This is a genomic window from Tabrizicola fusiformis, assembly GCF_013328815.1.
Lineage (GTDB): Bacteria > Pseudomonadota > Alphaproteobacteria > Rhodobacterales > Rhodobacteraceae > Fuscibacter.
On sequence record NZ_JABUHN010000003.1, the window covers coordinates 453,076 to 468,863 of the forward strand.

The 15,788-nt window shown below is 65.8% G+C and carries 17 protein-coding genes and 1 pseudogene; 6 read left to right on the forward strand and 12 right to left on the reverse strand.

Annotated features, from left to right (window positions below; genetic code table 11):
* The 5 genes from HS053_RS07035 to HS053_RS07055 all read right to left on the reverse strand — a co-directional run bounded on the left by HS053_RS07035 (window position 1) and on the right by HS053_RS07055 (window position 3,418).
* Window positions 1-549 (reverse strand): hypothetical protein, encoded by a 549-nt coding sequence (locus HS053_RS07035; RefSeq protein WP_174210498.1) that lies wholly within the window; start codon window positions 547-549, stop codon window positions 1-3.
* A 29-nt stretch (window positions 550-578) separates the two neighbouring features.
* Window positions 579-1,205 carry a hypothetical protein gene (locus tag HS053_RS07040; RefSeq protein WP_174210499.1) on the reverse strand — a complete coding sequence of 209 codons (627 nt, stop codon included), beginning with the start codon at window positions 1,203-1,205 and terminating at the stop codon, window positions 579-581.
* Window positions 1,198-1,653 carry a hypothetical protein gene (locus tag HS053_RS07045; RefSeq protein ID WP_241699768.1) on the reverse strand — a complete coding sequence of 152 codons (456 nt, stop codon included), beginning with the start codon at window positions 1,651-1,653 and terminating at the stop codon, window positions 1,198-1,200. The genes HS053_RS07040 and HS053_RS07045 overlap by 8 nt, the downstream gene beginning before the upstream one ends.
* Window positions 1,654-1,749: 96 nt before the next feature.
* Window positions 1,750-2,415 (reverse strand): hypothetical protein, encoded by a 666-nt coding sequence (locus tag HS053_RS07050; RefSeq protein WP_174210500.1) that lies wholly within the window; start codon window positions 2,413-2,415, stop codon window positions 1,750-1,752.
* Window positions 2,416-2,455: 40 nt separating this feature from the next.
* Complete coding sequence (locus tag HS053_RS07055; protein ID WP_174210501.1) at window positions 2,456-3,418, reverse strand: aspartate carbamoyltransferase catalytic subunit; 963 nt, start codon at window positions 3,416-3,418, stop codon at window positions 2,456-2,458.
* 100 nt (window positions 3,419-3,518) lie between these two features.
* Between HS053_RS07055 and HS053_RS07060 the strand changes: the two genes are divergently transcribed.
* A complete protein-coding gene (locus HS053_RS07060; RefSeq protein ID WP_194245509.1) occupies window positions 3,519-4,313 on the forward strand; it encodes a uracil-DNA glycosylase in 795 nt (264 codons plus the stop codon).
* A complete protein-coding gene (locus HS053_RS07065; protein WP_458358881.1) occupies window positions 4,313-4,927 on the forward strand; it encodes a LysE family translocator in 615 nt (204 codons plus the stop codon). The genes HS053_RS07060 and HS053_RS07065 overlap by 1 nt, the downstream gene beginning before the upstream one ends.
* Here HS053_RS07065 and HS053_RS07070 read toward each other — a convergent pair.
* Complete coding sequence (locus tag HS053_RS07070) at window positions 4,924-5,382, reverse strand: nucleoside deaminase (protein ID WP_241699769.1); 459 nt, start codon at window positions 5,380-5,382, stop codon at window positions 4,924-4,926. The genes HS053_RS07065 and HS053_RS07070 overlap by 4 nt on opposite strands.
* Before the next feature lie 78 nt (window positions 5,383-5,460).
* On the opposite strand from HS053_RS07070, the gene HS053_RS22300 reads away from it, so the two are divergent.
* The 4 genes from HS053_RS22300 to dtd all read left to right on the forward strand — a co-directional run bounded on the left by HS053_RS22300 (window position 5,461) and on the right by dtd (window position 9,199).
* On the forward strand, window positions 5,461-6,714 hold the full coding sequence (locus tag HS053_RS22300) for a pseudouridine synthase (protein ID WP_241699770.1): 1,254 nt from the start codon (window positions 5,461-5,463) through the stop codon (window positions 6,712-6,714).
* 65 nt (window positions 6,715-6,779) lie between these two features.
* Window positions 6,780-7,745, forward strand: a complete 966-nt coding sequence (locus tag HS053_RS07080) for a phosphoribosylaminoimidazolesuccinocarboxamide synthase (protein WP_174210503.1) — start codon at window positions 6,780-6,782, stop codon at window positions 7,743-7,745.
* Between the two features lie 90 nt (window positions 7,746-7,835).
* Window positions 7,836-8,759, forward strand: a complete 924-nt coding sequence (locus HS053_RS07085) for a carbohydrate kinase family protein (RefSeq protein ID WP_174210504.1) — start codon at window positions 7,836-7,838, stop codon at window positions 8,757-8,759.
* Window positions 8,756-9,199: a D-aminoacyl-tRNA deacylase gene (dtd, locus tag HS053_RS07090; protein WP_174210505.1), complete on the forward strand. Its 444-nt coding sequence runs from the start codon at window positions 8,756-8,758 to the stop codon at window positions 9,197-9,199. Before HS053_RS07085 ends, dtd begins: the two co-directional genes overlap by 4 nt.
* Window positions 9,200-9,202: 3 nt before the next feature.
* Here dtd and HS053_RS07095 read toward each other — a convergent pair whose 3' ends face one another.
* The 6 genes and pseudogenes from HS053_RS07095 to HS053_RS07120 form a co-directional block, all read right to left on the reverse strand.
* Window positions 9,203-9,730 carry a hypothetical protein gene (locus HS053_RS07095; RefSeq protein ID WP_174210506.1) on the reverse strand — a complete coding sequence of 176 codons (528 nt, stop codon included), beginning with the start codon at window positions 9,728-9,730 and terminating at the stop codon, window positions 9,203-9,205.
* Between the two features lie 115 nt (window positions 9,731-9,845).
* Window positions 9,846-11,735, reverse strand: a complete 1,890-nt coding sequence (locus HS053_RS07100; protein ID WP_174210507.1) for an acyl-CoA synthetase — start codon at window positions 11,733-11,735, stop codon at window positions 9,846-9,848.
* A gap of 162 nt (window positions 11,736-11,897) precedes the next feature.
* On the reverse strand, window positions 11,898-12,323 hold the full coding sequence (gene lysM / locus HS053_RS07105) for a peptidoglycan-binding protein LysM (protein ID WP_174210508.1): 426 nt from the start codon (window positions 12,321-12,323) through the stop codon (window positions 11,898-11,900).
* 108 nt (window positions 12,324-12,431) lie between these two features.
* Window positions 12,432-14,207, reverse strand: coding sequence for an ABC transporter transmembrane domain-containing protein (locus HS053_RS07110; RefSeq protein WP_174210509.1), 1,776 nt, complete (start codon window positions 14,205-14,207; stop codon window positions 12,432-12,434).
* Between the two features lie 88 nt (window positions 14,208-14,295).
* Window positions 14,296-14,685: a hypothetical protein gene (locus tag HS053_RS07115; RefSeq protein WP_174210510.1), complete on the reverse strand. Its 390-nt coding sequence runs from the start codon at window positions 14,683-14,685 to the stop codon at window positions 14,296-14,298.
* 538 nt (window positions 14,686-15,223) lie between these two features.
* Window positions 15,224-15,711 (reverse strand): annotated as a pseudogene (locus HS053_RS07120) (IS5 family transposase); the annotation flags it as partial.
* Window positions 15,712-15,788 lie beyond the last annotated feature (77 nt).

Below are 15,788 nucleotides of genomic sequence, written 5' to 3' on the forward strand. Positions count from 1 at the left end.
TCAGCGTCCCAGCAGCAGGAACAAGGCAATCGCCGCCAGAAACAACAATACCGCCGTGATCCGCGCCGCGCGGCGCATGTCTGTCGTCACCGGCCTGCCCTGCGGCAAGAGGCCCCGGGCGGCGGCATCGGGCAGCGGCTCAAACCGCACCGGCGACAAGTCTTCGCCATAGGTTCCGATCAAGCGCAGGCGCGGGTCGGGATGCAGGCGGGTGGCGCGGCCCCCGAAAGCGGCAGAATGCAGGATCATGACCGCGCCGGTCAGCGCATCCAGCCGGTCGTGGTCAGCGGCGATCTGCGCCTCGGCGGCGCCGTTGCCCTCAACCAGATAGGCGGCAAGGCCCAGCCCGGCGAGATCGGCCAGATCGAACACCTCAACCCCGGAAGGGTCCAGCGCCTCAACCCCCAGAAGCGCGGCGAGCAGATCGGCATTGCCGCGCAACCGCGTCAGGTCGGCGGCGGGCAGGTTGAGAGCAAAGACCCGCAGCACATGCCGCTCGCCCTCCGGCAGGACAAGCCTCTCGGTCGCGTCACTGTCGCCCTGCCTCATCGCATCCCCCGCCGGTTTGCCCGGTCTGCTTAGTGCGGAGCGGCTTGCTCGACAAGCGGCGAGCCGTCCCCCGCCGCGCGGCGCTGTTCCCGCAACTCGGCGATCAGGCGATAGGGTTCCTGTGGGTCGGCGATGCCCTCGAACCCGTCCTCCACCGTCGCGCCGCTTTCCCGATCCTCGACGCGGCGGGCGAAATAGACTGCACCCCAGCGGCCCTGCACCAGCCGCAGCGGGGTATCGGTGAAAAGCGGCACATCGCGCAGCGAATGGATGCCGAAATGCCAGGTCCCGATCAGGGCGCGCTGATCGGTCAGGGTGTAGAAACTGCGCCTGCGGTTAAAATGACCGATGGCCTGATAGCAGATCAAGACGACAGCCACCCAGAACAGCACAATCAGCCCGACATCAAGCCGCGAGAGTTCCGCCGACTTCTCTTTGAAAAAGAAGAAGCCCACAAGGACAATGACCAACGGCTTAGTCACAAGACCAACCAGGCGGTTGCGTTGCAGCACCGGGGTCCAGACAAAGCCACGCAGCGGCGCGCCCTGCCAGAGGATCCGCTCTCCATCGGCCAGCAGGCCCTCCCACTCTTTCGCAGCCTCGCCGTCGGGCCGAAGTTCGCGGGGCTCTGCCTCGATCACGACGCCCTCAGCCATGGGGCCTGTCCCGCGCGGCAAGGATGGTATCGGCCACCGCGCCCGGGTCTTTCTGGAACTTGATCAGGTGCTTGTCGCCGCCCTTGGTCACCACCTGCACGGCATCGAGGAACTTTGCTGCCGTCTTGATCTGGGAAAGCGGCAGGGCCCGCCCGCCGGGGCCGAGGAGGCGGCGCGAGGTCATCCGCCAGTCTTCGACAAAGACTTCCGAGCGCAGATAGGCCGCCCGCGCGCCGATGGCCAGCACCGCCGCCAGCGGCCCGGTCCAGGGGTAGGGATTGCCCAGCAGCACCAGCACAACCCCGGCCCCAACAGCCCCCGCCACCGCCATCACCGCATGACTGCGCCAATAGGTGGCCGGATCGGCGGCAAAACGGGCGACGACCTTTTCGTCACCCTCCAGCGCCGCAGGCGTGGGGTGAATGCTGTCGCGGGGCAGATCGGGCATGGCGGTCTCCTGTCCATGAACCCTTGGCGGGCGGCCTTCATGCTAGCCGCAGGGCCACCCCGCGTCACGCCCAAACGGGGCGACGCTTTGTCCGGATCAGGTCGCCATCACCACAAAGGCCACCGTGAACAGCACGAGGAACACCAGAACCGCAGCCGCCACCATGCCGCCGATGCGGGCGTCGGATTTGGGGGGCTTGGGGGCGGGGTCAGGCATCAGCTCTCTCATGGAGGGGAGACGGGTGTTTATCAGATAGACCAAGTAAGTTCCATCTTCCCGAGTGATACCATTTACTTTACCGACGAGTGCTTTTCCTGAGCCCGAGGTTGATGCGGCGGCATAGAGGGAAACGCCGGTAAGCGTCCGATGTCTTGCGCGCATACCGCTCAAGGCAATGGTCTGGACCACCTTCAATGTCGCAGAGTTCACAGTGAACAGGCGATCCTGCGTCAGCAGAAAGCAACACAACCTACGCTCATCCCCGAACGCCATTCTTACGAAAAGGTAAGTGACCATAACTGCGCCCAGCAAAAATATGAGCGCCGCGATTACAATAAGCACTGACAAACCCTCCACCAGCTTGCGCTTAAAAGGGTCTGTGTTCTCGATCCATACTTCAGGCCAAATCCAAACCAGTGAGACCAACAGCACATATATGGCCAATGACAGATAGATCAGGACAAGCGTTGGCACTGTCTGAATAACCGTCTTCCAGCGCTTCTGACATACGCTCCAAAGCACCGTCTCGCCCGGCATCAACATCGCCGTCACCGATGGCGGCACCGGGGCAGGGGCTGGCCCGTCAGACATAACTTTCCACCGCCCGCCGCCCCCGTTCCGCCCGCAGGTTGCGCGCGAGAAGGTCCATGCAGGCCATGCGGACGGCGACGCCCATTTCCACCTGCTCCTGAATGACACTCCGGTTGATGTCGTCGGCGATTTCGCCGTCGATCTCGACGCCGCGGTTCATCGGGCCGGGGTGCATCACGATGGCGTCCGGTTTGGCATGGGAGAGCTTCTCGGCATCCAGCCCGAAGCGGTGGTAGTATTCGCGCTCGGACGGGATGAAGCCGCCGTCCATCCGCTCTTTCTGCAAGCGCAGCATCATCACCACATCGGCGCCCTTCAGCCCCTCGCGCATATCGTCGTAAAGCTCGCAGCCGAATTCGCCCACCCCGGCGGGCATCAGCGTGGGCGGCGCGATCAGCCGGATGCGGTTTTCCATCTTGCCCAACAGGATCAGGTTCGACCGCGCCACGCGGCTGTGGGCGATGTCGCCGCAAATCGCCACGGTCAGCCGCTGAATCCGTCCCTTGGCGCGGCGGATGGTCAGCGCGTCCAAAAGGGCCTGCGTCGGGTGTTCGTGCCGCCCGTCGCCCGCGTTCAGCACCGCGCAATTCACCTTGGAGGCCAAAAGGTTGACCGCCCCCGACGACGGATGCCGCACCACCAGCAGGTCGGGGTGCATCGCGTTCAGCGTCAGGGCGGTGTCGATCAGCGTCTCCCCCTTCTTCACGCTGGACTGGGCGACGCTCATGTTCATCACATCCGCCCCCAGCCGCTTGCCCGCCAGCTCAAAGCTGGCCTGCGTGCGGGTGGAGTTTTCAAAGAACATGTTGATCTGCGTCATCCCCGCCAGCGCATCCGAAGATTTCACCGTGCGGCGGTTCAGATCGACATAGCGGTCGGCCAGATCAAGAACGCTGGTGATTTCCTGCGGGGCGAGGGGCTCGATCCCCAGAAGGTGACGGGCGCGGAAGGTCATCGGGCAGCACTCCCCTGGGGCTTTGCCGCCTTATAGAAAGCGGCGGTCGCGCGGACAAGTCGGGTTGTCCCGCCGCGTGCCCCGCCCTACCCTGCCACCCATGGGAATCGTGCAGGACATCGCGGGCGATTGGGAGGCGGCGCTGGCTGCGCTGGCCTGGCAGGTCGAGCTTGGGCTGACCGATCCCTGCGGCGAGGCGCCGGTGGACCGCTTCGCGCTTGAGGCGGCCCCGGTGCGGATGCCGCCACCCGCTGCGGCCTCACCGACAGCACCGCCCCCCGTCGCCGCCGTTGCGGATGATCCCGTTGCCGTGGCGCAAACCGTGGCGGGGCGCGCGACCTCGCTTGACGCGCTGCGCGAGGCGCTGGCGGGGTTCGACCTTTGCGAGTTGAAAAAGGGCGCGCGCAACACCGTCTTTGCCGATGGCAACCCCACCGCCCGCGTTCTGATTCTGGGCGAGGCGCCGGGCCGGGATGAGGATGTGGAAGGCCGCCCCTTCGTCGGCCGGGCCGGGCAGTTGCTGGACCGGATGTTCGCCGCCATCGGCCTGTCGCGGATCAGCCCCGACCCGGCCACGGCGCTGTACATCACCAATGTCATGCCCTGGCGCCCCCCCGGCAACCGCGACCCCGAGCCTGCCGAAATCGCCCTGATGCGCCCCTTTGTCGAGCGGCATATCGCCCTTGCCGACCCCGATCTGATCGTGGTCATGGGCAACACGCCGCTGCTGGCGCTGACTGGACAGAAGGGCATCCTGCGCGCCCGCGGCACCTGGACCGAGGCTCTGGGCAAGCCGCTGATGCCGATGACCCACCCGGCCTATCTTTTGCGAAATCCCATTGCCAAGCGTGAGGCATGGGCAGACCTGCTGGCGATACGGGACAGACTGGGATGATCGTCGAAGGAGCGATCCTTGCCGGGTTCATCCCCGCAGCCCTCGCCCTTAACCTCACGCCGGGGGCGGATATGATGTTCTGCCTTGGTCAGGGCCTGCGCGGCGGCCCGCGTGCGGCGCTGGCGGCGGATGCGGGCATCGCTCTGGGCGGCCTGGTACATGTCACGCTGGCGGGCCTGGGTCTTGGTGCGCTGGTGGCCGGGGCTCCTTGGGCGTTTGAGGTGATCCGCTGGGTCGGCGTGGCCTATCTGCTCTGGCTGGCCGCCATGGCGCTGCGCGGCGGCGGGCGCCCGGGCGATCTGCCACAGACCCGCGCGGCGACGGCCTTTCGGGACGGATTTCTGGTGAACCTGAGCAATCCCAAAGTGATCCTCTTCGTGCTGGCCTTCGTGCCGCAATTCGTCGATGCCAGCCGCCCGGTCCTGCCGCAGTTCCTGATCTTTGGCGCCGTGCTGTCGCTGGGCGGGCTGGTGGTGAACGGTGCAGTGGGCGTGCTGGCGGGCGGCGCGGGGCAGCGGCTTGCCCGCTCATCGGCGCTGGGGCGCTGGCTGGCCCGGGTTTCGGCCATGGTTTTTGCCGGGCTGGCCTTGCGACTGGCCCTGATCAGCCGCTAACGCCGCCCGGCGAAAAACGCCTTCAGCAGCGCCTCCGCCTCGGCCCCGGCGATTCCGTCATAGACCTCGGGCACATGATGGCATTGCGGATGGCTGAACACCCGCGCGCCCACCGCCACGCCGCCGCTTTTCGCATCCGCCGCCCCGTAGTAAAGCCGCGCCACCCGCGCCGCCGAAATCGCCGCCGCACACATCGGACAGGGCTCGAGCGTGACATAAAGCGCCGCCCCAGTCAGCCGTTCCTGCCCCAGCGCCGCACAGGCGGCACGGATCACCAGCATCTCGGCATGGGCGGTCGGATCGGACAATTCCCGGGTGCGGTTGCCCGCACGGGCGATCACATCGCCCTCCAGCACCAGACAGGCGCCCACCGGCACCTCGCCCCGCACGCCCGCGGCCCGCGCCTCGTCCAGCGCGACATCCATGAAGGACCGGAACCCGCGTTGCTCTTTCATCTTGGCTCAAATATCCTCGGGGGTTCCGGGGGCAGACAGCCCCCGGGGTTGGCCGCCCCGTGCCCAAGGATGCCGATCATGGCCGGAAAAGAAAAGCCCACCCCCGCCGCAAAGGCCGCCTCCACGCCCGAGGGCGAGCGGATTGCCAAGGTTCTGTCGCGCCGCGGCATCGCCTCGCGCCGCGAGGCCGAGCGGCTGATCGAGGCCGGGGAAGTCACGGTCAACGGCAAGACCATCACCTCGCCCGCGCTGAACGTGACCGATGCCGACCGGATCACCGTTTCGGGTGAACCGCTGCCCGCCAAGGAACCGGCGCGGCTCTGGCTTTATTACAAGCCCGAGGGGCTGGTGACTTCGGCCGCCGATGAAAAGGGCCGCGACACGGTGTTTGACCATCTGCCTGAAGAGATGCCGCGGGTGATGTCGGTCGGCCGGCTCGACCTCAATTCCGAAGGGCTTTTGCTGCTGACCAATGACGGCGAGCTGAAGCGGCGGCTGGAGTTGCCCTCGACCGGCTGGCTGCGCAAGTATCGCGTCCGCGTCAACGGCAACCCGACCGACCCCGATCTGGAGCCCTTGCGCAAGGGTATCACGATTGAGGGGGAGCGGTTTCAGCCGATGCAGGTGGTGCTGGACCGCATTCAGGGCGCCAACGCCTGGCTGACCGTCGGCTTGCGCGAGGGCAAGAACCGCGAGATCCGCCGCGCGATGTCGGCCATCGGGCTGGCGGTGAACCGGCTGATCCGGGTCAGCTATGGCCCCTTCCGCCTGAACGAATTGCAACCCGGGCAGGTCGAAGAGGTGCGTGCCAAGGTGCTGCGCGACCAGTTGGGCGAAATCGGCGGCGCCGGGGTGGAACCGCCCGCCCGCAGCGGCAGCACCGCACCCGGGGCAAGAACGGTGACCCGTGTGCGCCGGACCCCGGCCAAGCCCGGATCCGACCGCCTGCCCGAGGGTGAGGGTCTGCGCCAGTTGTCGCAAAGCTGGCAGGCCGCCACCCGCCCCCGCAGCGCCGCCAAACCTGCCACCGACACCCCGCGCGACGATGCCAAGCCCGCGACCCGGCGCGCCAAGCCCGCCACGGCCCCCCGCAGCGTCAAACCAGCCGAAACGGCGCGGGAAGCCGCAAAACCCGCCACCCGGCGCAGTCCCGGTGCCAAACCCGCGGAAGAGGCCGTCAAACCCACCACCCGCCGCAGCAGCAAACCTGCGGAAGCGGTGCGCGATGCCGCCAAACCCGCAACCCGGCGCACCAGCCCCGCCAAACCGACAGCCAAACCGACTGGCCGCCGCGGCGACCCTGGCCGCACGCCGCCGCGCCGGGGCGGCTGACACGCGCGCCCGCTTGACAAGCCCGCGGCCCCGCCGCTTAAAGCCGCCAAAGCCCGGAGGCCCGAATGCGCATCCTTGATCACGCCCGCATTGCCGAATTGCCCAACCCCTATTTCGGCAAGGTGCGCGACTGTTATGACCTGCCCGCCGATGCTGCCCATCCCGAAGGGCGGCGCATCCTGATCTCTTCCGACCGGATTTCGGCCTTTGACCGGATTCTGGCCGCCATTCCCTTCAAGGGGCAGGTGCTGACCCAGATCGCGCGCTGGTGGTTCGAGCGGACCGAAGACATCTGCGCCAATCATGTCCTTGCCTACCCCGACGCCAATGTGGTGATCGGCAAGCGGCTGACCATCCTGCCGGTTGAGGTGGTGGTGCGCGGCTATCTGGCCGGGACCACCTCAACCTCGGTGCTGACGCAATACCGCAAGGGCGTACGGCAGATGTATGGCCATACTCTGCCCGACGGGCTGCGCGACAATCAGGCGCTGCCACATGCCATCATCACCCCCACGTCAAAGGCTTTCGACGGCGGCCATGACGAACCGCTGACCGCCGCAGAGATCGTGGCGCAGGGGCTTCTCACGCAGGCGCAATGGGATGAAGTTTCGGCCAAGGCGCTGGCGCTGTTCGCGCGGGGGCAGAAACTGGCCGCCGAGCGCGGGCTGATCCTTGTCGATACCAAATATGAATTCGGCACCGATGCCGCGGGCAACATCCTGATCGCGGATGAGATTCATACCCCCGACAGCAGCCGTTACTGGATTGCCTTGGGCTATGAGGCGGCGTTCACGGCGGGCAGCCGCCCGCCGTCTTTCGACAAGGATGTGATCCGGGCCTGGGTCGCGGCGCGCTGCGACCCCTATACCGACCCGATCCCCGACATCCCCGCCGAAATGATCGAGGCCACCAGCCGCGTCTACATCGACGCCTATGAGGCGATCACCGGCGAAACTTTTGTGCCTGACCTTGGCGGCGAAACCCCGCTGGCCCGTGTCCGCGCCAACCTGACCCCCTATTTCACCGCGTAGGATGGGCAATCTGCCCATCCGCCTCAAAGCCGATGTTTGCGCTAACATCGCAGCTTCCGCTATAGTCGCCCAAACCGGGAGGACGGACCGATGATTCTAAGCTGTGGCGAAGCCCTGATCGACATGCTGCCGCGCACCTCGACTCAAGGCGAGGCGGCTTTTGCGCCCTATGCCGGCGGGGCGGTGTTCAACACCGCCATCGCTCTGGGGCGGCTTGGCGCGCCCTCGGCCTTCTTCTCTGGGATTTCCACCGACATGCTGGGCGAGATTCTGGCCGAGACGCTGACCGCCTCGCAGGTGGATACGCGCTATTGCGCCCGCTCCCCCCGGCCCACGACGGTCGCCTTTGTCAAACTGGTCAACGGTCAGGCGACCTATGCCTTTTATGACGAAGGCACGGCGGGGCTGATGCTGTCACAGGACGATCTGCCGATGTTGCCCGCCACGGTTTCGACCCTGTTTTTCGGCGGCATCTCTCTTGTCAACGACCCCGCCGCCAGCACCTATGAGGCGCTTCAGGCCCGCGAAAGTGCGACCCGGGTCACGATGATTGACCCGAACATCCGCCCCGGCTTCATCGCGGGTAAAGAGGCCCCCTATCGCGCCCGGATCGGGCGGATGGTGGCGCGGGCCGATATCGTCAAGCTCTCGGACGAAGACCTGCATTGGCTGATGGGGCCGGGTGATCTGACCACGCTGGCCCGCGCCATCGTGGCGCAGGGGCCGAAGGTGGTCTTCATCACCGAAGGCGCGGCAGGCGCCCGTGCCGTGACCGCCACGCAAGACCGCTTTGTCGCGGCGCAAAAGGTCACCGTGGCCGATACGGTCGGCGCGGGCGACACCTTCAACGCCGGGGCGCTTTGCGCGTTGCATCAGGCCGGGGCGTTGAGCAAGACGCGGATTGCAGCGCTTTCCGATGCGGAACTGGACGCTGCGCTGTCCCTTGGCACCCGCGCCGCCGCCATCACCGTCAGCCGCCCCGGCGCCAACCCGCCCTGGGCCAACGAGTTGTGAGGGCGGTTCTGCAACGGGTCAGCCGCGCCTCGGTCACGGTTGAAGGCGTGGTGACGGGGCAGATCGGCCCGGGCCTTCTGATCCTGGTCTGCGCCATGCAGGGCGATACCGTAGCCGAAGCCGACAGGCTGGCGGCCAAGATCGTCAAGCTGCGGATATTCAAGGATGAGGCGGGCAAGATGAACCGCTCGGTCAAGGATATCGGCGGGGCGGCCCTTGTCGTCAGCCAGTTTACCCTCGCCGCCGATCTGCGCGGCAACCGCCCCGGGTTCAGCACCGCCGCCGCCCCGGACGAGGGCAAGCGGCTTTATGAGCATTTCTCGGCCCGGATCGCCGCCGAGGGCGTTCCGGTGCAGAACGGCATCTTCGGTGCCGATATGGATGTGGCGCTGTCCAATGACGGGCCGGTGACCATCTGGATGGACACCGCCACGCCCTGAGCGTCAGTTGAACGGATTCTTGCTGTTGCCTTTCAGCGCATCGGCGCATTCGATCAGCGCGTTCATCGACGCCTGCGACCCTGCCAGCGAGTAATCCTTGACCCCCTCACCCTGCGCGGTGCGCAGATAAAGGCGGCTGCCCTGCGCCACTTCGACAAGGAAGTTTACGCCCTGATTGCTGTCGGGCAGATCGAACAGGATCGAATTCTTGTAAAGCTCGGCCCCGGTCAGGTTCCACGGCGAACGGCGGCCGATCTGCACCTGAAGATCGGCAGTGTCGCCTTCGCCGAACTCCCACGAGGTGGAGTAGAATTGCAGGCGCACCGACTGGTCCGCATAGACCCAGACGGTAAAGCTGTCGGTCGTGGCATCCACCTCGGCAAGGCAGGCAAAGCTGCCATCGTCGAAGCCGACGATCTCGACCTCCCAATGCTTGTGGGTGAACAGCGTCTGCGAACTGGGCTCGGCCACCGCCGGCAGCGCAAATGCCGCAAGGGCCAAGGCAATCAGGCCCGAGCCTATCCGTTTCATGTCAAAACTCCCCTCGGTTCAACTCCTTGTGAGGATGAAACGCTGCGCCCAAGGTTGCAAATGAAAAAGGCGGTCATGTTGCCATGACCGCCCCGCAAACGCACCGCCGGCGCGGTCAGTCGGCCCAGTCCCAGGCTTGGGCAAAGCTGCTGAGAAGTGCCGATGCGGCCGCCTCATCCACCGGGCCAAGCCGTTGAATGCGGGCGACAAGACCACGTTTCTTGTCTTCCACCACCTCGGCAACCCGGGCTGCAATCCCGGCCTCTGCCAATGCGGCATCATAGACCCGGGTGATGGCCCGGCGGCGCAGGTCAGGCTTGAACACCTTGCCGACGGCGGTCTTGGGCAGTTCCGACAGCACTTCGATGAACTTGGGCACTGCGGCGCGCTCGTGGATGTGGTTCTGCGCATAGGCCATCAGATCGTCGCCGGTGACCGTGGCGCCCTTGACCAGCTCGACATAGGCGCAGGGCAATTCGCCTGCATGAACGTCTGGCTGGCCGATGGCGCCGACAAAGGCCACCGCCTCATGGCCCATCAGCGCCTCTTCGATCAGGGCGGGGTCAATGTTGTGGCCGCCGCGGATGATCAGATCCTTGGCGCGTCCGGTGATATAAAGATAACCGTCCGCGTCGATCCGTCCAAGGTCGCCGGTCCGCAGGAAACGGCCCTCGGCGAAAAGATCCTTGTTCTTGTCCACCTCGGTATAGGTGGACCCTTCGAACACCCCCGGATTGGCGACGCAGATTTCCCCCACCTCATCCACGCCGCATTCGCGGAAGCCTTCGGCGGTCTTTTGCAGGATGCGTACATGGGTATGCGGGAAGGGCAGCCCGACCGAGCCGATCTTCTTGTTGCCTTCGGGCGGGTTGACCGCCACCAGACAGGTGCATTCCGTCAGGCCATAGCCCTCGACGATCTGCACGCCGGTCGCCTTTTCAAAACGGTTGAACAGCTCGATCGGCAGCGGGGCAGACCCCGAGAAGGCGCCGCGCAGCGTGCTGACATCGGCATTGATCGGGCGCTGCATCAGCGCCGAAAGGGCCGTGGGCACCGTCACCAGATAGGTGCATTTCCACTGGGCAATCAGCTTCCACAGATTGTCGAACACCCCCTCACCGCGATAGCCCGCAGGGGTCGGGAAGATCACATGCGCGCCCGACGCGATCATCGACATCAGGATCGGATAGGCGGCAAAGACGTGGAACAGCGGGAGGGGGCACATCACCGTGTCTTGCGCCGTGAACAACAGCCGCGCCCCCAGCCAGCCGTTATAGACCATGCCCGAAACCTTGTGCTGCGCCACCTTGGGCATTCCGGTGGTGCCGCCGGTGTGGAAATAGGCCGCCACGCGGTCGGTCTTGGTATCGGCAAAGCTCAGGGCATCGGCGGGCTGGCGGGCGCATTCGGCGTTGAAATCGCGCACATTGGCGGAATGCTGCACCGGGTTCTTCGGCCGCACCAAGGGCACGATCAGCGATTTCAGCCCGCCCAGATTGCGCACAAGATCAACTTCCAGCACGGTCTTCACCGTGGGGGCATGGCGCACCGCCTCGGCCACCTTCTGCGGCAGGTCGGTTTTGGGGAAGGCGCGCAGGGTGACCACGACCTTGGCCTTGGTCTCGCGCAGGATGGCGCTGATCTGTTCGGCCTCAAGCAGCGGGTTGATCGGGTTCACGATCCCCGCCACGGCCCCGCCCAGAAGGGTCACGGCGGTTTCCAGCGTGTTGGGCAGAATATAGGCGACCACATCCTTTTCACCCACGCCAAGGCTGCGGAACAGGTTGGCGGCCTGCGTCACCTTCGCGTGCAGGTCGTTCCACGTCAGCGTCAGCGACTTTGAGCCGGGGTCAGACAGAAGCTGATACGAAATCGCCGGACGGGGGCCATGGGCCTGCCGGGCGCGACCCAGAAATTCATACATCGAACGGGCGACATCGCGGTCTTCCCAGGCGCTTTCCGCCTCGATGGCCTTCAGATCCGCCAGATTAGCGAATGATCCCATGGTTTCCTCCCCTGAAAACCCCGCTGTCGCGGTTGTCATTTGCCCTAAGGATGGGCAGAAACCACCGCTTTGCCAAGGCTGGGCGGGCAGAGAATACGCAACGTCAGTCGAAAAGCGGGCGCGCGGGGGCATTCATGCCCCTGCGCGCCCGCCGGTTCAGGATCAGTCCTGCGGCGGAATCCGCAACGTCTGGCCGGGATAGATCTTGTCGGGGTGGCTCAACATCGGCTTGTTCGCCTCGAAGATCGCCGGGTAAAGGCTGGCCTTGCCCAGCGTCGCCTTGGCGATGGCCGACAGGGTATCGCCCTTCTTGACGGTGTAGAACACCGGCTCGGGGCCATCCGCCTCGGCCTCGACACCTGACACGCCCTGCACATTGCCCACGGCGAGGATGATCTTTTCCTTCACCTCGGGGCTGACGGCCTTGCCCTCGACCTTCACGGTATCGCCTTCCACCTTGATCTCGACGCCCGAGGTATCAAGGCCCAGATCGGCCACTTCCTGTTTGAGCGTCTCGGCGCTGGGGGTGGCATTGGCCTCGGCGGGCAGTTCCTTGCCCGAGCCGGTCAGAAAGCTCCAGAAACCCATCTCGCATCTCCATGTTGCAAGCCAGACCCGGCCGGAAACGGCGGGGTTGCGCGAGCTTAACCAGAGAGTGTGACAGCGGGGCGGGGGAAAAACCCCGGCCTTTTCCCGTCAGCCTGCGGTGCCTTCGGTGAATTGCAGCCGCGCCAGCCGGGCATAAAGCCCGCCCTCGGCCACCAGTTCGTCATGGCTACCCATGGCGACGATCTGCCCGGCCTCGAAGACCACAATGCGGTCGGCGCGCTTGACCGTGGCCAGCCGGTGCGCCACCACCAGAACCGTGCGCCCCTGCCCCAGCCGCTCCACCGCCTGTTGCACGGCGCGCTCGCTTTCGGCATCAAGTGCGCTTGTCGCCTCGTCCAGCAGAAGCACCGGCGCGTCGCGCAGGATCGCGCGGGCGATGGCGATGCGCTGTTTCTGACCGCCCGACAACATCACCCCGCGCTCGCCCAGATAGCTGTCATAGCCCTGCGGCAGTGCAGCGATGAAGTCATGCGCCGCCGCCGCCCGTGCCGCCGCCTCAACCTCGGCGTCACTTGCCTCGGGGCGGCCAAAGCGGATGTTCTCGCGCGCCGAAGTGGCAAAGATCACCGGGTCTTGCGGCACCAGCGCCATGGCGCGGCGGAAATCGGCGCGGGCCATGTCGCGCAGGTCGACCCCGTCCAGCCGCACCGCCCCCGCCTGCGGATCGTAAAACCGCATCAAGAGTTGCAGCACCGTGGACTTGCCCGCCCCCGAAGGACCGACCAGCGCCACCGTCTCACCCGGCGCCACCCGCAGCGACACGTCGCGGAGGGCCGAAACCTCGGGCCGGGCCGGATAGCGGAAGGTCACGCCATCCAGCACAACCTCACCCTGCACCGGGCGGGGCAGGCTACGCGGGCTGGCGGGATCGTCCACCGCATCCTCGGCCTGCAACATCTCGACCAGCCGCTCGGTGGCGCCCGCCGCGCGCTGCAACTCGCCCCAGATTTCCGACAGGGCGCCGACCGACCCGGCCACCATCACGGCATAGATGACGAACTGCACCAGTTGGCCTGCACTCATCACGCCGGCGCGCACATCGCGCGCGCCCATCCACAACACGCCCACCACCCCGGCGAAGACCAGGAAGATCACGATCACCGTCATCACCGCCCGGGTCTGGATGCGGGTCTGGGCCGAGATAAAGGATTTTTCCGTCACATCCGCGAAATCACTGCGGGTGCCGGCCTCATGGGTGAAGGATTGCACGGTCTGCACCGCCTGCAACGCCTCGGCCGCCTTGCCCGAGGACGAGGCGATCCAGTCCTGATTCTCGCGGCTGAGGGTGCGCAGCTTGCGGCCCAGCACCACGATCGGCACCACCACCGCAGGCACGATCAGCAAGACCAGCCCCGTCAGCTTGGCCGAGGTCAGGCCGAGCAGCACCAGCCCGCCCAAGAGCATCAGCACATTGCGCAGCGCCACCGACACCGACGAGCCGATCACCGACAGGATCAGCGTGGTGTCGGTGGTGATGCGGCTCAACACCTCACCCGTCAGGATTTTCTCGAAGAAGGCCGGGCTCATCCCCAGCACCCGGTCAAAAAGGGCGCGGCGGATATCGGCCACCACCCGCTCTCCCAGCCGGGTGACGAAGTAATAGCGCAGCCCGGTGCCGCCGGCCAAAAGCGCCGCAATCAGCAGCGCCGCGCCGAAATACTTGTCCAGGAGGGCGGCACTGTCGCCAAAGCCGTCCACCACCCGGCGCACCGCCAGAGGCAGCACCAGACTGACACTCGCCGTCAGGATCAGCGCCAGACCCGCCAGAACCACCATGCCGCGATAGGGCCGGATGAAAGGCCAGAGCGCCGCCAAAGCCCCGACGCGGCGCGACGAGGCCCGCTGTTCCGTGCTGTCCGCCATATCCTGTCCCTCGCGCCGTGGTCCGGGGGCTTATGCCGCCCCGCCCGTCCCCGTGCAAGCGGCGCGCATGTCGCAACCGGGGTCGCGTCTATTGCGAGCGGCAGCTTTGCCCGCGGCCCAGCACCGTGCAGACCGTGCTGATGCCCGGCGGCACCAGAGTCGAGGGCGGCTCGGCGGTGCGCTGATACGGGAAGCCGGGCAAGGCCCCGTCCGACACGCCACAGAGGAAGGTCATGGAATACCAGGTGACCGAGCCGGCAAAGACATCGGAGACGATCGTGCCCGGATGGCTCTCGCTGCCGATCACCTGATAGGAGCCCTTGCAATGCTTGGCCGCCGCATTCAGGCAGCGGTTCGAGTTGCGGCTGCATTTGACATATTCGACGGTGACACCCGAAGGCGTGTCCAACTGCTCGACATCCACCGCAAGGGCGGCGGTCGGGGCGGTCAGGGCAAGGGCAAACAGGATCGCGCGCATCGGAGCCTCCGGGGTCTTGTCCCGCGGGATGTAGGCGGTTTCCCGGCCAAGGGGAAGGTGGCCCGGCGGGCGTGCGCGGGAAGGTGATGAGGGGGCAATGTAGGTCGGGGTTCCACCCCGACTCGCCCCCCCGGTGGGGTGCGTGATCTCACGCACCCCCGGGATTGTCCCGTCAGAAATAGCCGAAAACGTAAAGCAGGATGACCACGAACAGCGGAACACCCATGAGCCAGGCAATCAGTCCCTTCATGCAAACCTCCTTTGGTTGTCAGAAGGAAATGGGGCCGATCACCGCAGGGTCAAACAGGCCGGCGGGATGTTGCCGATGGGGCGCTTGGTATGGTGCGTGATCTCACGCACCAATCCGCCCGGCACAGGTGCGTGCAAGCACGCGCCCTACGGACACTGGAGGATATTCGACGGCTTGGTTCAGGGCGAACCTAAACACCTATAGCTGTATGCGCGGTCAGACCCTGTGCAGGAAAGAAGTTCTTGTATAGATATCAGAACGGAACCCTTCAATACCTAGGGTCAGGACTCACAACCAATAGATGACAGTCGCGGCGAGGGCGCAGGCGGAGAGGAAGAGGATCGGGCAGCGGTCGTAGCGGGTTGCGATCCTTCGCCAGTCCTTGAGGCGAGCGAAGGTGTTCTCAATCCTGTGGCGCTTGCGGTAGAGGTCAGTGTCGTGGGGGATCTGTTCCTTGCGCCCTGAGCGGGACGGGATACAGGGAGAAATCGCCATGTCGATCAGAGCGTTGCGGAGCCAGTCGGCATCGTAACCCCGATCAGCGAGCAGCGCTCCGGCTTTCGGGATCAATGACAGGAGCGCCCGCGCGCCCAGGTAGTCGGAGGTCTGGCCTGCCGAGAGGAACATCTGGATCGGGCGGCCCTTCGCATCGGCCAGGACGTGCAGTTTCGAGTTCAGCCCGCCCTTGGTCCGGCCGATCAGCCGTCCGCGCCCCCTTTTTGCACGGCCATGCTGGAAGCCGTCCGGTGTGTTTTCAGGTGGGTCGCGTCGATCATGGCTCTGTTGCACAAATCGGTTGATCGTGGGACCTCCCCTTTCCGTGGACAGACCTACCCCGCGACCTCTGTGATAG